Below are 17,638 nucleotides of genomic sequence, written 5' to 3'. Positions count from 1 at the left end.
TTATTTTTTTTCGTTTTCTAATAATTGTTCAAGAGCAACAAAATCAGGAACTAATACTTGTCTGGCTTTGCTGCCTTCAAAAGGACCAACAATTCCTGCTGCTTCTAATTGATCAATTAATCTACCTGCTCTGTTGTAACCTAATTTTAATTTACGTTGTAATAAAGAAGCTGAACCTTGTTGTGCTGTTACAATTACTTCTGCAGCTTCTCTAAAGAGCTTATCACGGTCTGCAATGTCTATATCAACATTTGTGCCACCTTCTTCGCCAACGTATTCTGGTAACAGATGAGCTTCTGGATAAGCACGTTGTGAACCAATAAAATCGGTTATTTTTTCTACTTCAGGAGTATCAACAAAAGCACATTGAATACGAGTAATATCGTTTCCTCCAGAATATAACATATCTCCACGACCAATTAATTGATCAGCACCTGGTGCATCTAAAATAGTTCTCGAATCTATTTTTGAAGTTACTCTAAATGCTATTCTAGCAGGGAAGTTAGCTTTAATAATACCAGTAATTACATTTACAGATGGACGTTGTGTTGCTACTATTAAGTGAATTCCAATAGCACGTGCTAGTTGTGCTAAACGAGCAATAGGAGTTTCTACTTCTTTACCAGCTGTCATAATTAAATCAGCAAATTCATCAATAACTAAAACGATATATGGTAAAAATTTATGTCCATTCTCAGGATTTAATTTACGAGCTCTAAACTTAGCATTGTATTCCTTAATATTACGAACCATTGCTGTTTTTAAGAGATCATAACGAGCATCCATTTCTATACAAAGTGAATTTAAAGTATTTACTACTTTAGTAGTATCTGTAATAATAGCATCATCAGTATCTGGTAATTTAGCTAAATAATGACGCTCAATTTTATTAAATAAAGTAAGTTCTACTTTTTTAGGGTCAACTAATACGAACTTTACTTCAGCAGGATGTTTTCTATATAGAAGTGAGGTTAATACAGCATTTAATCCAACAGACTTTCCTTGTCCTGTTGCTCCAGCCATTAATAAGTGTGGCATTTTAGCTAAATCGACTACAAGAGTTTCATTGGCAATAGTTTTACCTAATGCAACTGGAAGTTCCATTTGACTTTCTTGGAATTTCTTTGAAGAAATAACAGAATGCATTGAAACAATAGTAGATTTTTTATTTGGTACTTCAATACCAATCGTCCCTTTACCAGGAATTGGAGCAATAATACGAATTCCTAATGCCGAAAGTGATAAAGCAATATCGTCTTCTAGATTTTTAATTTTTGAAATTCGAATACCTGCTTCGGGTACAATTTCATATAATGTAATAGTCGGACCTACAGTAGCCTTAATTTGAGCAATACCAATTTTGTAGTTTTTAAGTGTTTCTACAATTCGGTTTTTATTAGCTTCAAGTTCCTCTGGGTCTATTGAAATTGTTTCGTTATACTCTTTTAATAAGTTGAATGTAGGGAACTTGTAATTACCTAATTCTAAAGTAGGGTCAAATTCACCAAAATCTTTTACTAATTGATTTGATAAGTTTTCAGTAACACTTTTTTCTTCTGAAACTTTTTCGATAGCTACTTCAACTTCTTTCTTTGTTTCTTCAGAAACTGTTAAAGTTGGTTCACTATTTATGTTAGGATCTAAAACAACTTCCTCTTTGTTTTCAGTAGGAGGGGGAGTTGAAGTTTGTGTTTCTGAATGTTTAGAAATTGTAGGTTGTAAATCTTCAACTGAAATTTCGAAACTAGATTTTTTACTTTCTACTTCAGTTTCTTCTACTTCTTTAATTTCTTCTGAAGCTTTTTCTTTTGCAGCTATTTCAGCAGCAGCTTTTTTAGCATCCTGTTTTTCCTTATTTGACTTTATTTGCTCGTTTATTTTCTCAGGTGTAATGCTAAATCGTGTAATTAGATAAGTGATTAAGAAGAATAACAATAATATTATGACACCAGTTTTACCTAAAAACGTTTGTAAGTATTCATTAAGCTCAAACCCAATAACACCTGATAATAATGCATTCTTTTTTTCTACAAACCCTAAGGCTGTAGAAATCCAAAGCATTATTAATAATCCCCAGTTCCAAGAAGGCAATATTCTTTTTAGGTTTGCTTGAAGTAAAACTCTAGAACCAGTTAAAAATAAAGTAAGAGGGATAAGAAAAGACCCCAATCCAAAACCTTTATAAATAAAAAAGTTACTCAATTTAGCTCCTATTTTACCTAGTAAATTTTTAGTCGGAATTTTTTTATCTGCAAATTGTGTTAAAGTGCTTTGGTCTTCTTGCCAAGAAAAGAAAAAAGAGATGAAAGCAACTGTTAAAAATATTGAAAACAGTATTAAAAAAGCACCAGTAATAGTTTGATTTTGTCTATTAGAAAAGAAAGACGAAACCTTTTTAAATAAATTGGTTTTAGGTTGTTTTTTTTGAACAGTTGTCTTTTTTTTTGCCATGTATTTTTGTTAGAAATAAATTGAACGCTACAATATAGCTATTATTTTAGGAAGATAGATAATACCAGCAATTACTAGTGATATTAAAGCAGCAAAAGCAGGTGCTCCAGCTGCGATGTCTTTTATAAAACCAATTTTTTTATGATAATCTGGATGGATGAAATCTGCAACTTTTTCAACTGCAGTATTTAAAGCTTCAGCAACTAAAACCATTCCGATAGCTAAACATTGAAACATCCATTCAGAAGCAGAGATATCAAAATAAAAACCAACAATAGTAGCTATAATAGCAATACTAAATTGTGCTTTGATACTATCTTCTGTGGTAATTAATAGCCACATTCCTTTTAAGGCAAACTTCATACTACGGAGCCTGCCTTTAAAATATCCGTCATTCGGGTTTTTCATAAATCTATAGAGCTTTTAAAGCAGCTTCATAATTTGGCTCATCAACAATTTCTGAAACTTGTTCAGTATATGTAACGTTACCTTCTTCGTTTATAATAACAATACAACGAGAGTGTAATCCAGAAAGAGGCCCGTCTTTAATTTCTAAGCCATAATCTTTACCAAAACTACCTGTAGAAAAATCAGATAACATTACAACGTTTTCTATTCCTTCAGCTCCACAAAAACGCCCTTGTGCAAAAGGTAAATCTCTAGAAATACATAAAACTTTAGTGTTTTCTATGCTAGATGCTTTTTTATTGAACTCTCTAACAGAAGTAGCACATGTTCCAGTATCAACACTTGGAAAAATATTTAAAATTAATCGGCTTCCCGAAAAATCACTTAAACTTTTGATTGATAAATCTGTTGCTGCTAATGAAAAATCCATTGCTTTATTTCCAGTTTTTGGTAAGTTACCTACTGTTTCTACTGGGTTTCCTTGTAATGTTATTGAAGCCATTTTTTTCAGTTTTTAAGAAAATCAAAGGTAATTAAATTTATTAAAAAATTAAGAAGATAAAGGTAGTAGACTATTAAAAAGTTATCTTCGCCTCTCGAAATAATATAAGTTTTGAATTTACAACAATATACATCTGAATTTAAGTACAATTGGAAATTAGCTGCGCCAGTAATGCTAGGAATGTTGGGACATACTTTTGTAAGTTTTGTTGATAATATTATGGTGGGGCAGTTGGGAACAGCCGAGTTAGCAGCCGTTTCTTTAGGAAACAGTTTTATGTTTATAGCAATGTCTTTAGGAATTGGTTTTTCTACTGCAATCACACCTTTAATTGCTGAAGCAGATTCTTCTAATAATTTTACACAAGCAAAGTCTACTTTTAAACATGGATTATTTTTGTGTACTACTATTGGAATATTAATGTTTTTAATGGTTTTCTTTTCGAAACCTTTAATGTATTTAATGAAACAACCAGTAGAAGTTGTTAAACTAGCAATTCCATACTTAGATTTAGTAGCATTTTCATTAATACCTATGATTGCTTTTCAGGCATTTAAGCAATTTAGTGATGGGATGTCTATGACCAGATATCCAATGTATGCAACTATTGTAGCCAATGTATTAAATGTGATATTTAATTACTTATTAATTTTTGGGAAGTTTGGATTTCCCGAGTTAGGTATAATCGGAGCTGCATATGGAACTTTATTATCACGATTTGTAATGGTGTTCTATTTATGGTGGTTATTAACAAAAAAAGAGCGTTCTAAGCGATTGGTAACAAACATTAAATTATTTGTGTTAGATAAACTAATGATTAAAAAGATTATCAATCTAGGAGCACCTAGCGCCATGCAAATGTTTTTTGAAGTAGCCATATTTACTGCAGCTATTTGGTTAAGCGGTTTATTAGGAAAGAATCCTCAAGCAGCTAATCAGATTGCCTTAAATTTATCTTCTATGACTTTTATGGTGGCTATGGGATTAAGTGTAGCTTCAATGATTAGAGTAGGAAATCAAAAAGGATTACAGGATTATAAAGCGCTGAGAAGAATTGCTTTCTCAATATTTTTATTAGGGATTATTTTAGCAATTGGTTTTGCAACAATCTTTTTTGTATTTCATAAAAGTTTACCGAATTTATATGTAGATTTAAATGATGCTACCAATTATGCAGATAATATGGAAGTAATGAAAATAGCTGCGAATTTATTAATAGCTGCAGCTATTTTTCAAATATCAGATAGCATTCAAGTAATGGTTTTAGGAGCTTTACGTGGTTTACAAGATGTAAAAATTCCAACAGTAATTACCTTTATTTCGTATTGGGTAGTTGGGTTTCCTGTAAGCTACTTTTTTGGTTCAGAAGATAAATATGGAAGTTTTGGTATTTGGTTAGGTTTACTTGCTGGACTTACCACGGCTTCAATTCTATTATTCATACGATTTAATAAACTAACTTTAAAATTGATTAAAACAAAACATAATGAACTTACCTAAATTTTTATTAGCAGATAATAGCAATCATCCTGATGATATTTTTGTGTTGCATACTGAATTTCCTCGTTTTTTGATTAATTTAAAAGATGATGAAATTGAGTGGTTTGAAGATTTAACAGGAGAAAGAGAAGATGATATTACAACAGAACTAGCTAGTTTAATGGATAAGGCTGGAGAGTTTTATGATGAAGAAATGAAAAAATACGAATAAACTTAAATAACAATTAAGTTTAATAAAAGATGCCCATTGAATATTTTCAATGGGTTATTTGTTTACAATTGTTCCGTAAACATATGAAAATGAATCTCTTCCTTTTTTGGTAAGCGAAGAATCTATCATAGCAAATAATAACTGAATATAATACTTAGAGCTTTTACTTGCTGATGAAGGTTTGTTATAAAATACAGCCAAATCAACAGTCCATGAATTAAATATAATTAATAAACCGTGTATTTTCTTTTTTAAAAGTTTTTCATCGTTTGAAGGAGTCATATAGCCATTTTCCATTAAAAACTTAGAAATTCGATAAATTACATTATGATATACTTTGGCTCTCTCTATAGTTTTTTCCTTAATTCTCGGATATTTAGTAGTAATATCATAACTATTTAGAAGAAAGAAACGGTATTTTAAAGTCAAATCCATTAACTGCTTTAAGCTTTTCAGCATAAAATCAAATTCAAAAATTTCACCTTCAAGATTTTGAATAGACTCATCCATTTCATCAAGTAAGTTTTGATGTAGCCGCATTACAATATCGTCTTTTTTAGGAAAGTGATAGCATAAATTACCATAACTCATACCAATCTCTTCACTAATTTTTTTACTTGATATATTTGAGTAACCTTCTTTATTAAAAAGAGTTAGAGCGGTTTCTAGGATGCGTTGCTTTGTATTCATTTTTCAAATTTAGGCATTTAAGCCTATTTTTTGAAATATATTTATATATTTGTCTAGGCATTTTTGCCTAATTACTGAAAAATATTATAAATGAACACAGCAGTCGACACTAAAAAAGGAGGAGCTTTTTTATTTCAGAATGAAAATTTAGATACTTTTTATATTCCTGAAATAAAAAGTCAAGAATCGGAAATGATTCAAGAATCAGCAAAACAATTTTTAAAAACAGAAATAGAAACTCGTAAAGAAGAGTTAGAAACTGTTTCAGGGATTGAAGAAACTCCGGAGTTACTTAAAAAATGTGGTGAGTTAGGTTTTTTAGGACTGGAAGTGTCGGAAGAGTATGGAGGAATTAATGTTTCATTAAAAGAAGTCTTACATTTTGTAGAAGCTTTTAGTAAAGGACATTCTTTTGCAGGTGCTATTGGTGTTCAAACAAGTATAGGTATAGCTCCAGTTTTATTGTATGGTTCTGAATTTTTAAAAGAAAAGTATGTAGCCAAAATGATGCAAGGGGAGTTGATTTCTGCTTTTGCTTTAACTGAGCCAAATGCAGGAAGTGATGCCAACTCAGGAAAAACCTTGGCTACGATTAATGAAAATGGAGATTATGTGATTAGTGGTCAAAAAGCATGGATTTCTAATGCTGGTATTGCTGATATTTTTATAGTGTTTGCTAAGATTGAAGATGATAAAAATCTTTCAGCTTTTGTTGTTGATAAAGACTTTGGAGGTATCAGTTTAGGTCCAGAGGAAAAGAAGATGGGGTTATCTGGATGGAGTACAAGACAAGTGTTTTTGGAAAAAACAGTAGTTCCAGCTACTCATCTTTTAGGAGAGAGAAATAAAGGTTTAAAAATAGCTTTAAATACACTGAATACAGGAAGAATTAAATTGGGAGCTTCATGTATTGGTATTGGTAAGAAAGCATTATTACATTCTGTAGAGTATGCTTTACAAAGAGAACAATTTAAAAAGCCAATAATAGATTTTGGAGCTATTAGAGAGAAAATATCTAAAATAACAACGAATATTTTCGTAAACGAAGCAATTGTATATCGAGTAGCTAATGATATTGATATGCTTACTGATGAATTAGCTGGAAATGGAATGGCTTTTTCTAATGCTAAAATAGAAGCTTTAAAAGAATATAGTATTGAATGTGCTATAGCTAAAGTTTATGGATCAGAAGTGCAAGATACTATTGTAGATGAAAGTGTTCAGATTTATGGAGGAATGGGGTTTTCTGCTGAGTCTCCAGTAGAACATTTATATAGAAGCGCTCGTATAAGTAGGATTTTTGAAGGAACAAATGAGATAAATCGTTTAGTAATTATAAAAGAGTTTTTGAAAAAAGGAATGAAAGGAGAGTTAGACTTCTTTTCTCCATATACTCAAATAACTTCTGGTTTGTCAAACCCTATCGAATCATTTTCTGCTGATGTAATTGAACAATACGAACAAGTAGTTCAGAACTTAAAAGATTTAACAGTGATTACATCAGGAGTATGTATGCAAACATTCATGGCGGAGTTAGCTGAAGAGCAAGAAATATCAATGCATATAGCCGACTTACTTATTAATGTATATGCTTTAGAGAGTGTGTTGCTAAGAATAAAGAAGTTGCAAAAGATAGGTAAATTAGATACTTCAATTCATTATGCTATCTTAAAAATTGTAGGTTTTGATTCGTTTAATTCAGTAGAAAACTCAATTAAAAATCTTGTAGCAAGTTTTGATAATGAAAAAGATGCTGAAATTATTAATTCTGCCTTCAAAAAGTATGGTCACTTACCACATTACAATATAAAAAATGAACGAAGAACCGTTTGTTCATTTGTACAAGACACAAAAGGGGTTTATAGTTTGAATTAAACTATAAAAGAATTTTGTTGTTAGTTATAGTTGAAAATCTCGAGACCTTTTGGTTTCGAGATTTTATTTTTTTTATGATTTATTTAAAAGATTTTTGGCTTGACCTTTCCAGTCGTCTCTAACAATTCTGCCAGGAAAAAACTGAATCAAATCGGTAACAGTTTCTATATCTTCCAAAGTTAAATTAGTGATTTGTTTGTAGGTATAAATTCCAATGCTGTTAAGTTTGGTTTCAATAAAGGTGCCTACACCTTTAATTTGTGTTAAATCGTCTTTTTCGTCTTCTGAAGCTTCTCCAATAGCTTTTAAGTTAAGTTGTTTAGGTTGTTTTATTTCTATACCACCACGTTCAACCGTTTTCTTTGCTCTAATGGTAGATTGCATTTCGTCTCTTAACTCTGAAATGGTTTGAGTACTTTCTGTTAGTTCTGATTCATATTTGTTTTTATAGTAAAACCAAGAAAATATGTAGCCTATTAAAAAGGCACCAAGCATCCAGAAGAATAGTTCTAAAAGATGCATTGTTTGATTAGTGATAAATAAAGTCATTTTTAACGGGGAGTTAGTTGATTAAAATTTCAATTCTTCTGTTTTTAGCTCTGCCTTCTCTAGTATTATTATCAGCAATAGGAGCTGTTTCTCCTTTAGAAGTAGAATTGATTATTGTTTTGTCGATACCTTGTTTAACAAAGTAATCAGAAACGTTTTTGGCACGTTCTAAGCCAATCCAATTATTAGCTTCTTCTTCACCAAAATTGTCGGTGTGTCCAATAATTGTGATTTTTTTATTGGGGTGTTTAAGTAAGTAGTTTTTTACCTCTTTTGTGTAAGAGTATAAGGTTCTGTCTGGTTTAAAAGAATTATTACCAAAGTAGGAGTATAGTGTCTTGTTGGTTATCTCTTTTTCTATGTTAGCTATTTTGTTGCTAGGCATAGTGTTAAAAGCGATAGTAATTCCTTCTGCATAAAAACCTTCTGGGTCATATTCATATTCGTCAACGATACTTTCAATGTTAATTCTTTTTGGATTAACTCCATACTGAACAAGTTTCTTCTTTAAATACAAAGCTCTCTCGTTTCCAAAATTAGAATTATTGTTAAGTAATTCGTTTTTTAAATAAGTTGCTTTAATTGTAATTTCTTTTTGAGGGTTATTGTTTAAGAAATTAAAGATTGAATCTTTGAAGTAGTGAAATTTTTTAGGAAAAAGAACTCGAGTATTATGAGAGCTAGTGATAAATTTATCGTTGAAAGGAAGTGTTGTAATTACCTTTTTTAGAGGTTCTTTCTGCTTTTCTTTGTGAATTTGAATTGTATCTTTCTCTTTATTCTGGGAAGTTGTGGTTTTATTAGTAACAAGAGGTTTTTTCTCTATTTTTACGTTATTCGCAACATTTTCTTCTACATTATCATTTAAAGTATGATTATGTATTAATAAGGCTGTTGTAGCCCAACACAGAAATAAGAGAAAAGCTTTTAAAAAGTTTCTCATAGTTTTAAGGGGATAGTTAATTAACCCTATAAATGTATAAAAAACTTTTTAACAAATGAAATAAGAGGTATTTCTATGTAAAAGAGAAAGTTATTTCTTAGCTTTTTCTACTAATTCTAATTGTTCAATTTTAGCTTTTGTAGTAAATAAACCGTAATTGATAAAAACGTTTTTCTTTTCAATTTTATCAATTGTTCCCACAGAGTTTCCATCTGTTAAACGTACCCTGTCATTCACTTTAAAAATATAAGCTGCTTTTTCTTTAGCAACTTTTTCAGCTATTTTTTTCTTTTCTTCTCTAACTTTTACAACCTTTTGTAGAACTTCTTTCTCTACTTTAGTAATAATCTCTTTTTGCTTTTTAACAAGCTCTAAATCCTTTTTCTTTTCTTGTTTTGTTTTCTTTTTAGGTGGGTTTTTCTTTATGTGCTTTGTTTTTTCAGCCATTACCCATTTAAAAAAGTTAGCAGAAAGTTCTTTTTTGTTATTGGTTTGGAAATACTTATTTAAAAGTTCATTAATCTTTCTTCCAAGAGAAAGCATTCGTTGGTTGTTATCATATAATTCTTGAAAACCAGAAAGTTTATCTTGTAACTTTTGTTCTTTTTCTTGTAGGCTTTCAATATGTTCTTTCCCTTTTGTTTTTTGTTTTACTAAGCTATCTGAAGTTTTTTGTAAACGATTACGTTCTTTTTGAAGTTTAGAAATGGTTTTGTCTAAGCGAACTTTCTCAGTTTCAACACGCTTTTTTGCTCGATTAATTAAACTAAAAGGAATTCCATTTTTTTGAGCAACCTCAAAAGTAAAAGAGCTACCAGCTTGTCCTATAAACAATTTATAAAGCGGTTCTAAAGTACGTTCGTCAAATTGCATGTTAGCATTAGTAACATTGTCTAATTCGTTGGCTAATACCTTTAAATTAGCATAGTGAGTGGTAATAATACCAAAAGCTTTATTCTCATAAAATTCTTCTAAGAAAATTTCAGCCAAAGCACCACCTAACTCAGGATCAGAACCAGTACCAAATTCATCAATTAAAAATAAAGTGTTGTCGTTACATTTTTTTAAGAAATAACGCATGTTTTTTAATCGATAACTATAAGTACTTAATTGATTTTCTATAGATTGGTTATCACCAATATCAGTTAATATAGTATTAAAAAGAGTTGTTTCACTTCGTTCATGTACAGGGATTAATAATCCACTTTGTAACATAAGTTGAAGAAGTCCAATTGTTTTTAATGTAATACTTTTTCCACCAGCATTTGGACCAGAAATAACAATTATTTGTTGTTTTTCGTCTAGTCTAATGGTTTGTGAAATAGTTTTAATGTTTTGTTCATTATTTTTCTTCCATAAAACAGGGTGAAAAGCGTCTTTTAAAAATACTTTTTTCTCTTTCGTAATTTTTGGAAGTAAACCATTAATGCTATGTGCATATTTAGCTTTAGAAGCAATAACATCTAAATGAGTTAGAAAGTCTACATACTCGTTTAGTAAAGAAGTATAAGGACGAATTTCGTCTGCTAAAGCTCTTAATATTTTTACAATTTCTTGTTTCTCTTCGTATACTAAATTTTGTAGCTCTCTACTATAAGCTAAAGTGGCTTGTGGAGCAATATAAACGATGCTTCCTGATTTAGATGAACCTAGTAAACTTCCTTTAACTTTTCTACGATGCATAGCAGTAACGGCTAAAACACGTTGGTTGTCAATAATTGTTTCTTTAATATCATCTAAATAACCACTGGTCAAGTTTCTACTTAGCGCTCTAGAAAAACTTTCTGAAATTTTTCCACGAACACTATTAATATCTTTTCTTATTTGTTTTAAAACAGGTGAGGCGTTATCTGCGACTTCACCATAAGAAGTAATTATTTTTTTGATACTGTCGGAAACAAAAGTAGTAAACTCAATATTTTCACTTAAAGTAAAAAGAGTAGGGTAGTAGGTTTCAAATTTTTTTAGAAACTTTTTTTGTTCGTTTACAGTATCAGAAACTGTCGCTACTTTTAAAAATGCTTCTGTTTCTAAAAAACTATTTTCTATAGCTAAACGTTTGGTTTCTTCAGTAATATCTTCAAAATAATGATTTGGAATCCTATTTTCATTTTCAAAAGAAGAAAGATATTCATTTACAAGGTTTAGTTCGAAAAATAATTTTCTTTTATTGGAAATAGGCTGTATTTGTAAGGTTTTTTCCTTACCTAAATTTGAAATACTGTATTCCGCAACTTGTTCTAAAACTGTTGTAAATTCTAAATCTTGAAGTGTCTTTTCTGAAATGTTTTTAGCCAAAATAGTATATTTGAAACCAAAGCAAAAATAGGAAAGAATGCAAGTAAAAATAGCAGATAGTTGGAAAAATATTTTACAGTCTGAATTTGAAAAAGATTATTTCAAAAACTTAACATCGTTTGTTAAGAACGAATACAGTACAAGAGTATGTTATCCTAAAGGTTCAGAAGTTTTTGCAGCATTTGATGCTTGTTCATTGGATGATTTGAAAGTTGTTATCTTAGGACAAGATCCTTATCATGGAAAAGGACAAGCAAATGGTTTGTGTTTTTCGGTACATGATCAAATTCAGCATCCACCATCATTAATTAATATTTTTAAAGAAATTGAAACTGATTTAGGTATTTCTTATCCTAAATCAGGTGATTTATCTCGTTGGGCCAAGCAAGGTGTTTTATTGTTGAATGCTACTTTAACAGTAAGAGAATCAGAAGCAGGAAGTCATCAAAAACAAGGGTGGGAAGAGTTTACAGATGCAGTAATTAGAAAAGTTTCTGACGAGAAAAAAGATGTGGTTTTTTTACTTTGGGGAGGTTTTGCTAAAAAGAAGGTGAAGTTAATTGATACTAAAAAACATCATGTATTAACATCTGGACATCCTTCTCCTTTAAGTGCAAATAGAGGTTATTGGTTTGGAAATAAACATTTTTCTAAAACGAATGCCATTTTAAAAGATTTAAATTTAGCTACTATACAATGGTAATTTGTGGTAAAATTGTTTGATTGTAATAAGGTAAAATTAAGGCTTCAAGAATATCTTCTGTAACATCTGGATAATTTACCTCTACAATTTTTTTAGAATTTACCCATTTAGATATTTTAGGTAATTGTTTTTTATTGAATTTTTTCAATACAGGTACTCCAATTTGTTTTAACGCTAAGGCATTACATTGTTGTTCGTATTGGTTTTTCATTGGGATAACAAGTAGTTTTTTTCTTAAAAATAAAGCCTCTGCTGGAGTTTCAAATCCCGCGCCACAGATAACCCCTTTAGAAGAGCTAATACTTTTTATAAAATCGTTTCCGTTAATGGGTTTTATAATAATATTATTTTTAAAAATGTGTTTTTTAGTGTGTTTAGAAAATACTTCCCATTTAACGTCTTCTATTTGAGATAATACTTTTATAATTTTTTTATCTCCATATGCTGGAAGATAAACTGTATAATGACCTTTTTTAGTTACGTTGCTATATCTTATCTTTTTTCGAATTATAGGAGGGAAGGTAGCTGACGAGTATGTGCTAAAATGAAAACCAAATTTTACTTTAGCTGGGGCATAGTATTTTAAAATTAATCGTTCAAATCTATATGTTCCGTATTTAGGTGCGTTTTTGTCTAATACTGCATTTTGATGACTTAAGGATATGATTGGAATGTTTTTAAATATTGCGGACCAAGCTGTAACAGGTTCAAAATCATTGATTACTAAATCATAGTTCTCTAAAGGGACAGATTTAACTTCTGAATATAGATTTTTAAGCTTAGCTTTTTTTAAAGTATTCCAAAAATCAATACCACCTTTTTTACCAAATATAAAGCTCAATCCGTAGTATTTATATTTTACTTCAAAAGGAAGTTGAAGTTCACATTGGTAGCCACTAATTAGGATATCTACATCTGCTTTTTGTTGTAAATATGGAATTATTTCTATTGCTCTACTAGCATGTCCGTTACCTGTTCCTTGAAAAGCGTATAAAATCTTCATAATTACCTCTTAGTGTTTTTCAATATTGAATTCTTTTAAAAGTTCTTCAAATAGCATGCTGTTGCTGCTTTCTGAAGCAATAAATTCAGCATCGTTTACTTGTAGATTCATATGTTGGTTTTGTACAAGCTCATCTTTTTCATATTCATACAATGACCAGGATTTATTATGGTATTCTAAAGCGGATAAATTTTCTATCCAGTCGCCAGAGTTCAAATATGTTGTATGTCCATTTTCGTTTTCAATATGTTTAATTTCTGGGTGGTGAATATGTCCACAAACAACATAATCATATCCTTTAGAAATGGCTATGTCTGAAGCTGTTTCTTCAAAATTATTAATAAATTTTACAGCGCTTTTAACACTGTTTTTTATTTTTTTTGAAAAAGACAATCTACCGTATCCTAATTGTTTGCTAAACCAATTGACAGCAGTATTTATAATGATTAAGGTATCGTAACCAATGCTACCTAATTTTGCTAACCATTTTGAATGTTGCATAGTTACATCAAATACATCTCCATGGAAAAACCATCCTTTTTTGCCATCAAGATCTAAAACTACTTTATTAACTATTTCAAAGCTTCCAAGTCTAAAGCCTTTAAACTTTCGAAGCATTTCATCATGGTTTCCTGTAATGTAGTACACTTTAGTACCTGAAGTTATAAAAGACATTATTTGTTTTATAATCTTCATGTGTGGTTTAGGGAAATAACGTTTTTTAAATTGCCAAATGTCTATGATATCTCCATTTAAAATTAAAATCTTTGGATTGATCGTTTTTAAATAATTGTGAAGTTCGGTAGCTCTACAACCATAAGTACCTAAGTGGACATCGGAAATAACAACAACATCTAGTTTACGTTTTTTATTTTTCTTCATTCTGAAATGTACTATTGCGTTTAAACAAATGTACTTTTCAAATGTTTTTGAATGTTAAACTAATTGTAAACTGTTGGTAATTAGAAAATCATTAATCTGTAATGGGAAAGTTATGTAAAAGTAAAAAGCTCGGAATGTCCGAGCTTTTTTATGATGTGTTCTAAAAGTATTATCTGTTATGTAATACCCAAGTTCCTTGTTCTAGTAAAGGAAGTGCTTGTTTATACTTTACTTCTTTCTCTTCACCAGTCATTACATTTTTGATGGTAACTCTTTCGTTTCTACCAATTTTTGGTTGCTCACGAACAATAGTTTCTACAACTTGTTGTTCTTGAGTTTGCTGATTTCTAGCTCTACTCATTGCTTGTTGAGTTGAGTTTTGAACTTCATCTTTACGAGTATCTAATTGCTCACGTTTTTGTTCACGAGCTTCAGATACTTGTGATGCATCTTGACTTGGTAATTGACCTTTGAATAAGAAAGATAATACTTCTTTATTTACCTTATCTATAGTTTCTTGGAATAACTCAAAAGCTTCAAACTTATAAACTAATAAAGGGTCTTTTTGTTCATACGTAGCATTTTGAACAGTTTGTTTTAACTCGTCCATTTTACGTAAATGATCTTTCCAGTTTTCATCTATAATTGATAAAGTAATGTTCTTTTCAAAATCGTTTACTAATGATTTTCCTTCAGACTCGTATGCTTCTTTTAAGTTAGTAACTACTTGTAAAGTTTTAGTACCATCCGTAAAAGGAACTACAATACGCTCGTAACGATCACCTTCAGTTTCAAAAACATTTTTAATTACTGGGAAAGCATTGTGTGCGTGTCTTTCAGTATCATTTTTATAATGATCAGAAACAATAACGTATAACTTATCTGTTAATTCTTGTTCTGATAATTTATTAAACTCTTCTTCAGAGAAAGGAGAAGTCATTGATGAAAAACGAATTAATTCAAACTCAAAGTTTTGATAATCGCTATTCATTTTGTTTTGTTTTACAATTGAATCGCAAGTGTCATAAATCATGTTTGCAATATCAATCTGTAAGCGTTGTCCATCTAATGCATGACGACGACGTTTGTAAACAAACTCACGTTGTGCATTCATAATATCGTCATATTCTAATAAACGCTTACGAATACCAAAATTGTTTTCTTCTACTTTCTTTTGTGCTCTTTCAATAGATTTGGTGATCATAGAATGTTGAATTACTTCACCTTCTTTTAATCCCATTCTATCCATCATTTTAGCAATTCTATCAGAACCAAATAAACGCATTAAGTTATCGTCTAAGGCAACATAGAATTGTGAAGAACCAACGTCTCCTTGACGTCCTGCACGACCACGTAACTGACGGTCAACACGACGAGAGTCATGACGCTCTGTACCAATAATAGCTAAACCTCCGGCAGCTTTTACTTCGTCTGATAATTTAATATCTGTACCACGACCTGCCATGTTGGTTGCAATTGTTACAACTCCTGGTTTACCAGCTTCAGCAACTACATCTGCTTCACGTTTGTGTAATTTTGCATTTAATATATTGTGGGGAATCTTACGCATTTGTAACATTCTACCTAATAATTCTGAAATTTCTACTGATGTTGTTCCAATTAAAACTGGACGCCCTTGCTTAGATAATTCAACAACATCTTCAATTACAGCGTTGTATTTTTCTCTCGTTGTTTTATAAACTAAATCTTGTTTGTCGTCACGAGCAATTGGTTTATTAGTAGGGATTTCAACTACATCTAATTTATAGATTTCCCAGAATTCACCAGCTTCCGTAATTGCCGTACCTGTCATTCCAGATAACTTACGGTACATTCTGAAGTAGTTTTGTAGTGTAACAGTAGCAAAAGTTTGAGTAGCATCTTCAATTTTTACATTTTCTTTTGCTTCTATTGCTTGGTGTAATCCATCTGAGTAACGACGACCGTCCATAATACGACCTGTTTGCTCATCTACAATCATTACCTTGTTGTCCATAACTACATACTCAACATCTTTTTCAAAAACAGTATATGCTTTTAAAAGTTGATTCATAGTATGAATACGCTCACTCTTTACACTAAAATCTCTGTATAATTCTTCTTTTTGGTTTGCTTTTTCTTCTGGAGTAACATCACTATTGTCAATTTCTCCAACTTTAACACTAATATCAGGTAAAACAAAGAAAGTATTGTTTTGCGTTTTTTCTGATAAGTGAGCAATACCTTTATCGGTTAAATCAATTTGATTATTTTTTTCTTCAACAGTAAACCATAACTCAGCATCTACTTCTGGCATTAACTTATTGTTATCTTGCATGTAGAAGTTTTCAGTCTTTTGAAGAATTTGTTTGATTCCTTCTTGAGATAAAAACTTGATTAAAGCTTTGTTTTTTGGTAAACCTCTGTAAACTCTCAATAATAAGAATCCTCCTTCTTTAGTATCACCTTCTTTTAATAAGGCTTTAGCTTCTGCTAATACACCAACTAAATATTTGTTTTGAAGAGAAACTAAATCGGCAACTAAAGGTTTTAATTCGTTAAATTCATGACGGTCTCCTTGAGGAACTGGTCCAGAAATAATTAAAGGAGTACGAGCATCATCAACTAAAACCGAGTCAACTTCATCAATAATTGCATAGTTAGGAGCTCTTTGAACTAAATCTTCTTTAGAGCTAGCCATATTATCACGTAAATAATCGAACCCAAATTCGTTATTTGTACCATAAGTGATATCTGCGTTATATGCTTTTCTACGAGCTTCAGAATTTGGCTGGTGGAAATCGATACAGTCTGTAGATAATCCATGGAACTCAAATATAGGAGCCATCCAAGCACGGTCACGTTTAGCTAAGTAATCGTTTACAGTTACTACGTGAACTCCGTTACCTGTTAAAGCGTTTAAGTATACTGGTAGGGTAGATACTAATGTTTTTCCTTCCCCAGTCATCATTTCTGCAATTTTACCTTGGTGTAAAACAGAACCACCAATTAACTGCACGTCGTAATGAATCATATCCCAAGTAACTTCTTTACCTGCTGCATCCCATGAATTAGCCCAGTAAGCTTTATCATCTTCTAAATTTACGTGTTCTCTGGTTGCAGATAATTCTCTATCAAAAGCAGTTGCAGTAACTTCTAATTCTTCGTTTTTGGTAAAACGTCTAGCTGTTTCTTTTACAAGAGCAAAAGCTTCAGGCATAATGTCTAATAATACAGCTTCAGAAGCTTCATAAGCTTCGTCTTTTAATTTGTCAATTTCTGCATAAATTTCTTCTTGACGATCTATGTCTGCGTTTAAAGCTTCTTCTTCTAAAGTAGCTATAGAATCATTGAATGATTTAGTAGCTTCCTTTATTTTAGATTTAAATTCGATTGTTTTAGCCCGAAGGTCATCATTAGATAAATTGTTTAATGAACTCTCAAAAGATCGTACTTTTTCAACGATCGGTTGTAGAGACTTTAAGTCTTTTTGTTGTTTATCACCAACAAATAGTTTTAGAATCGAATTTAAAACGCTCATTTGTAAAATATTGTTTTATAGTAGATTAAAGTTGTTTTTAATCTACTGCTGTATGTTTATAATTTATGTGCTTAAAAGTAAGCAAAAAAAAAGCCTCTAATAG

At 30.7% G+C, this 17,638-nt stretch carries 14 protein-coding genes; 4 read left to right on the top strand and 10 right to left on the bottom strand.

Annotated features, from left to right (window positions below):
* The 3 genes from F7018_RS05155 to tpx are packed head-to-tail and all read right to left on the bottom strand — an operon-like array spanning position 1 to position 3,361.
* Positions 1-2,451 carry a DNA translocase FtsK gene (locus tag F7018_RS05155; protein WP_150898944.1) on the bottom strand — a complete coding sequence of 817 codons (2,451 nt, stop codon included), beginning with the start codon at positions 2,449-2,451 and terminating at the stop codon, positions 1-3.
* A 27-nt stretch (positions 2,452-2,478) separates the two neighbouring features.
* Positions 2,479-2,859, bottom strand: coding sequence for a diacylglycerol kinase family protein (locus F7018_RS05150; protein WP_150898943.1), 381 nt, complete (start codon positions 2,857-2,859; stop codon positions 2,479-2,481).
* Between the two features lie 4 nt (positions 2,860-2,863).
* Positions 2,864-3,361 carry a thiol peroxidase gene (gene tpx / locus F7018_RS05145; protein ID WP_150898942.1) on the bottom strand — a complete coding sequence of 166 codons (498 nt, stop codon included), beginning with the start codon at positions 3,359-3,361 and terminating at the stop codon, positions 2,864-2,866.
* Between the two features lie 111 nt (positions 3,362-3,472).
* Between tpx and F7018_RS05140 the strand changes: the two genes are divergently transcribed.
* Both F7018_RS05140 and F7018_RS05135 read left to right on the top strand, forming a co-directional pair.
* Positions 3,473-4,861, top strand: a complete 1,389-nt coding sequence (locus F7018_RS05140) for an MATE family efflux transporter (RefSeq protein WP_175578648.1) — start codon at positions 3,473-3,475, stop codon at positions 4,859-4,861.
* The gene (locus F7018_RS05135; protein WP_150898941.1) at positions 4,848-5,072 is read left to right on the top strand and encodes a hypothetical protein; all 225 of its coding nucleotides are present in this window, start codon (positions 4,848-4,850) and stop codon (positions 5,070-5,072) included. The genes F7018_RS05140 and F7018_RS05135 overlap by 14 nt, the downstream gene beginning before the upstream one ends.
* Positions 5,073-5,126: 54 nt before the next feature.
* Here F7018_RS05135 and F7018_RS05130 read toward each other — a convergent pair whose 3' ends face one another.
* The gene (locus F7018_RS05130) at positions 5,127-5,762 is read right to left on the bottom strand and encodes a TetR/AcrR family transcriptional regulator (protein WP_150898940.1); all 636 of its coding nucleotides are present in this window, start codon (positions 5,760-5,762) and stop codon (positions 5,127-5,129) included.
* 90 nt (positions 5,763-5,852) lie between these two features.
* On the opposite strand from F7018_RS05130, the gene F7018_RS05125 reads away from it, so the two are divergent.
* Positions 5,853-7,637: an acyl-CoA dehydrogenase family protein gene (locus F7018_RS05125; RefSeq protein ID WP_150898939.1), complete on the top strand. Its 1,785-nt coding sequence runs from the start codon at positions 5,853-5,855 to the stop codon at positions 7,635-7,637.
* Between the two features lie 72 nt (positions 7,638-7,709).
* Here the strand turns inward: F7018_RS05125 and F7018_RS05120 are convergent, their stop codons facing one another.
* The 3 genes from F7018_RS05120 to F7018_RS05110 all read right to left on the bottom strand — a co-directional run bounded on the left by F7018_RS05120 (position 7,710) and on the right by F7018_RS05110 (position 11,427).
* Complete coding sequence (locus F7018_RS05120; protein WP_217701355.1) at positions 7,710-8,186, bottom strand: hypothetical protein; 477 nt, start codon at positions 8,184-8,186, stop codon at positions 7,710-7,712.
* Positions 8,187-8,199: 13 nt separating this feature from the next.
* The gene (locus F7018_RS05115) at positions 8,200-9,129 is read right to left on the bottom strand and encodes an OmpA family protein (protein ID WP_150898938.1); all 930 of its coding nucleotides are present in this window, start codon (positions 9,127-9,129) and stop codon (positions 8,200-8,202) included.
* Positions 9,130-9,219: 90 nt separating this feature from the next.
* Positions 9,220-11,427 (bottom strand): endonuclease MutS2, encoded by a 2,208-nt coding sequence (locus F7018_RS05110; protein WP_150898937.1) that lies wholly within the window; start codon positions 11,425-11,427, stop codon positions 9,220-9,222.
* A gap of 37 nt (positions 11,428-11,464) precedes the next feature.
* Here F7018_RS05110 and F7018_RS05105 point away from each other — a divergent pair, with 37 nt between their 5' ends.
* Positions 11,465-12,130, top strand: a complete 666-nt coding sequence (locus F7018_RS05105; protein ID WP_150898936.1) for a uracil-DNA glycosylase — start codon at positions 11,465-11,467, stop codon at positions 12,128-12,130.
* On the opposite strand, the gene F7018_RS05100 is transcribed toward F7018_RS05105, so the two are convergent.
* The 3 genes from F7018_RS05100 to secA form a co-directional block, all read right to left on the bottom strand.
* Positions 12,117-13,133, bottom strand: a complete 1,017-nt coding sequence (locus F7018_RS05100) for a glycosyltransferase family protein (protein ID WP_150898935.1) — start codon at positions 13,131-13,133, stop codon at positions 12,117-12,119. The genes F7018_RS05105 and F7018_RS05100 overlap by 14 nt on opposite strands.
* Before the next feature lie 9 nt (positions 13,134-13,142).
* Positions 13,143-14,015, bottom strand: coding sequence for a UDP-2,3-diacylglucosamine diphosphatase (locus F7018_RS05095; RefSeq protein ID WP_150898934.1), 873 nt, complete (start codon positions 14,013-14,015; stop codon positions 13,143-13,145).
* A gap of 169 nt (positions 14,016-14,184) precedes the next feature.
* Positions 14,185-17,535, bottom strand: a complete 3,351-nt coding sequence (secA, locus tag F7018_RS05090) for a preprotein translocase subunit SecA (protein WP_150898933.1) — start codon at positions 17,533-17,535, stop codon at positions 14,185-14,187.
* Positions 17,536-17,638: the final 103 nt, after the last annotated feature.

The organism is Tenacibaculum aiptasiae, assembly GCF_008806755.1.
GTDB lineage: Bacteria > Bacteroidota > Bacteroidia > Flavobacteriales > Flavobacteriaceae > Polaribacter > Polaribacter aiptasiae.
Note: the sequence above shows the minus strand (reverse complement) of the source record. Positions and strands in the feature narration are given on the sequence as shown.

What these genes read in the sequence shown, in the direction of transcription:
- F7018_RS05155 (WP_150898944.1), bottom strand. Translation starts at nt 2,451, where the DNA reads ATGGCAAAAAAAAAGACAACTGTTCAAAAAAAACAACCTAAAACCAAT.
- F7018_RS05150 (WP_150898943.1), bottom strand. Translation starts at nt 2,859, where the DNA reads ATGAAAAACCCGAATGACGGATATTTTAAAGGCAGGCTCCGTAGTATG.
- tpx (WP_150898942.1), bottom strand. Translation starts at nt 3,361, where the DNA reads ATGGCTTCAATAACATTACAAGGAAACCCAGTAGAAACAGTAGGTAAC.
- F7018_RS05135 (WP_150898941.1), top strand. Translation starts at nt 4,848, where the DNA reads ATGAACTTACCTAAATTTTTATTAGCAGATAATAGCAATCATCCTGAT.
- F7018_RS05130 (WP_150898940.1), bottom strand. Translation starts at nt 5,762, where the DNA reads ATGAATACAAAGCAACGCATCCTAGAAACCGCTCTAACTCTTTTTAAT.
- F7018_RS05125 (WP_150898939.1), top strand. Translation starts at nt 5,853, where the DNA reads ATGAACACAGCAGTCGACACTAAAAAAGGAGGAGCTTTTTTATTTCAG.
- F7018_RS05120 (WP_217701355.1), bottom strand. Translation starts at nt 8,186, where the DNA reads ATGACTTTATTTATCACTAATCAAACAATGCATCTTTTAGAACTATTC.
- F7018_RS05115 (WP_150898938.1), bottom strand. Translation starts at nt 9,129, where the DNA reads ATGAGAAACTTTTTAAAAGCTTTTCTCTTATTTCTGTGTTGGGCTACA.
- F7018_RS05105 (WP_150898936.1), top strand. Translation starts at nt 11,465, where the DNA reads ATGCAAGTAAAAATAGCAGATAGTTGGAAAAATATTTTACAGTCTGAA.
- F7018_RS05100 (WP_150898935.1), bottom strand. Translation starts at nt 13,133, where the DNA reads ATGAAGATTTTATACGCTTTTCAAGGAACAGGTAACGGACATGCTAGT.
- F7018_RS05095 (WP_150898934.1), bottom strand. Translation starts at nt 14,015, where the DNA reads ATGAAGAAAAATAAAAAACGTAAACTAGATGTTGTTGTTATTTCCGAT.
- secA (WP_150898933.1), bottom strand. Translation starts at nt 17,535, where the DNA reads ATGAGCGTTTTAAATTCGATTCTAAAACTATTTGTTGGTGATAAACAA.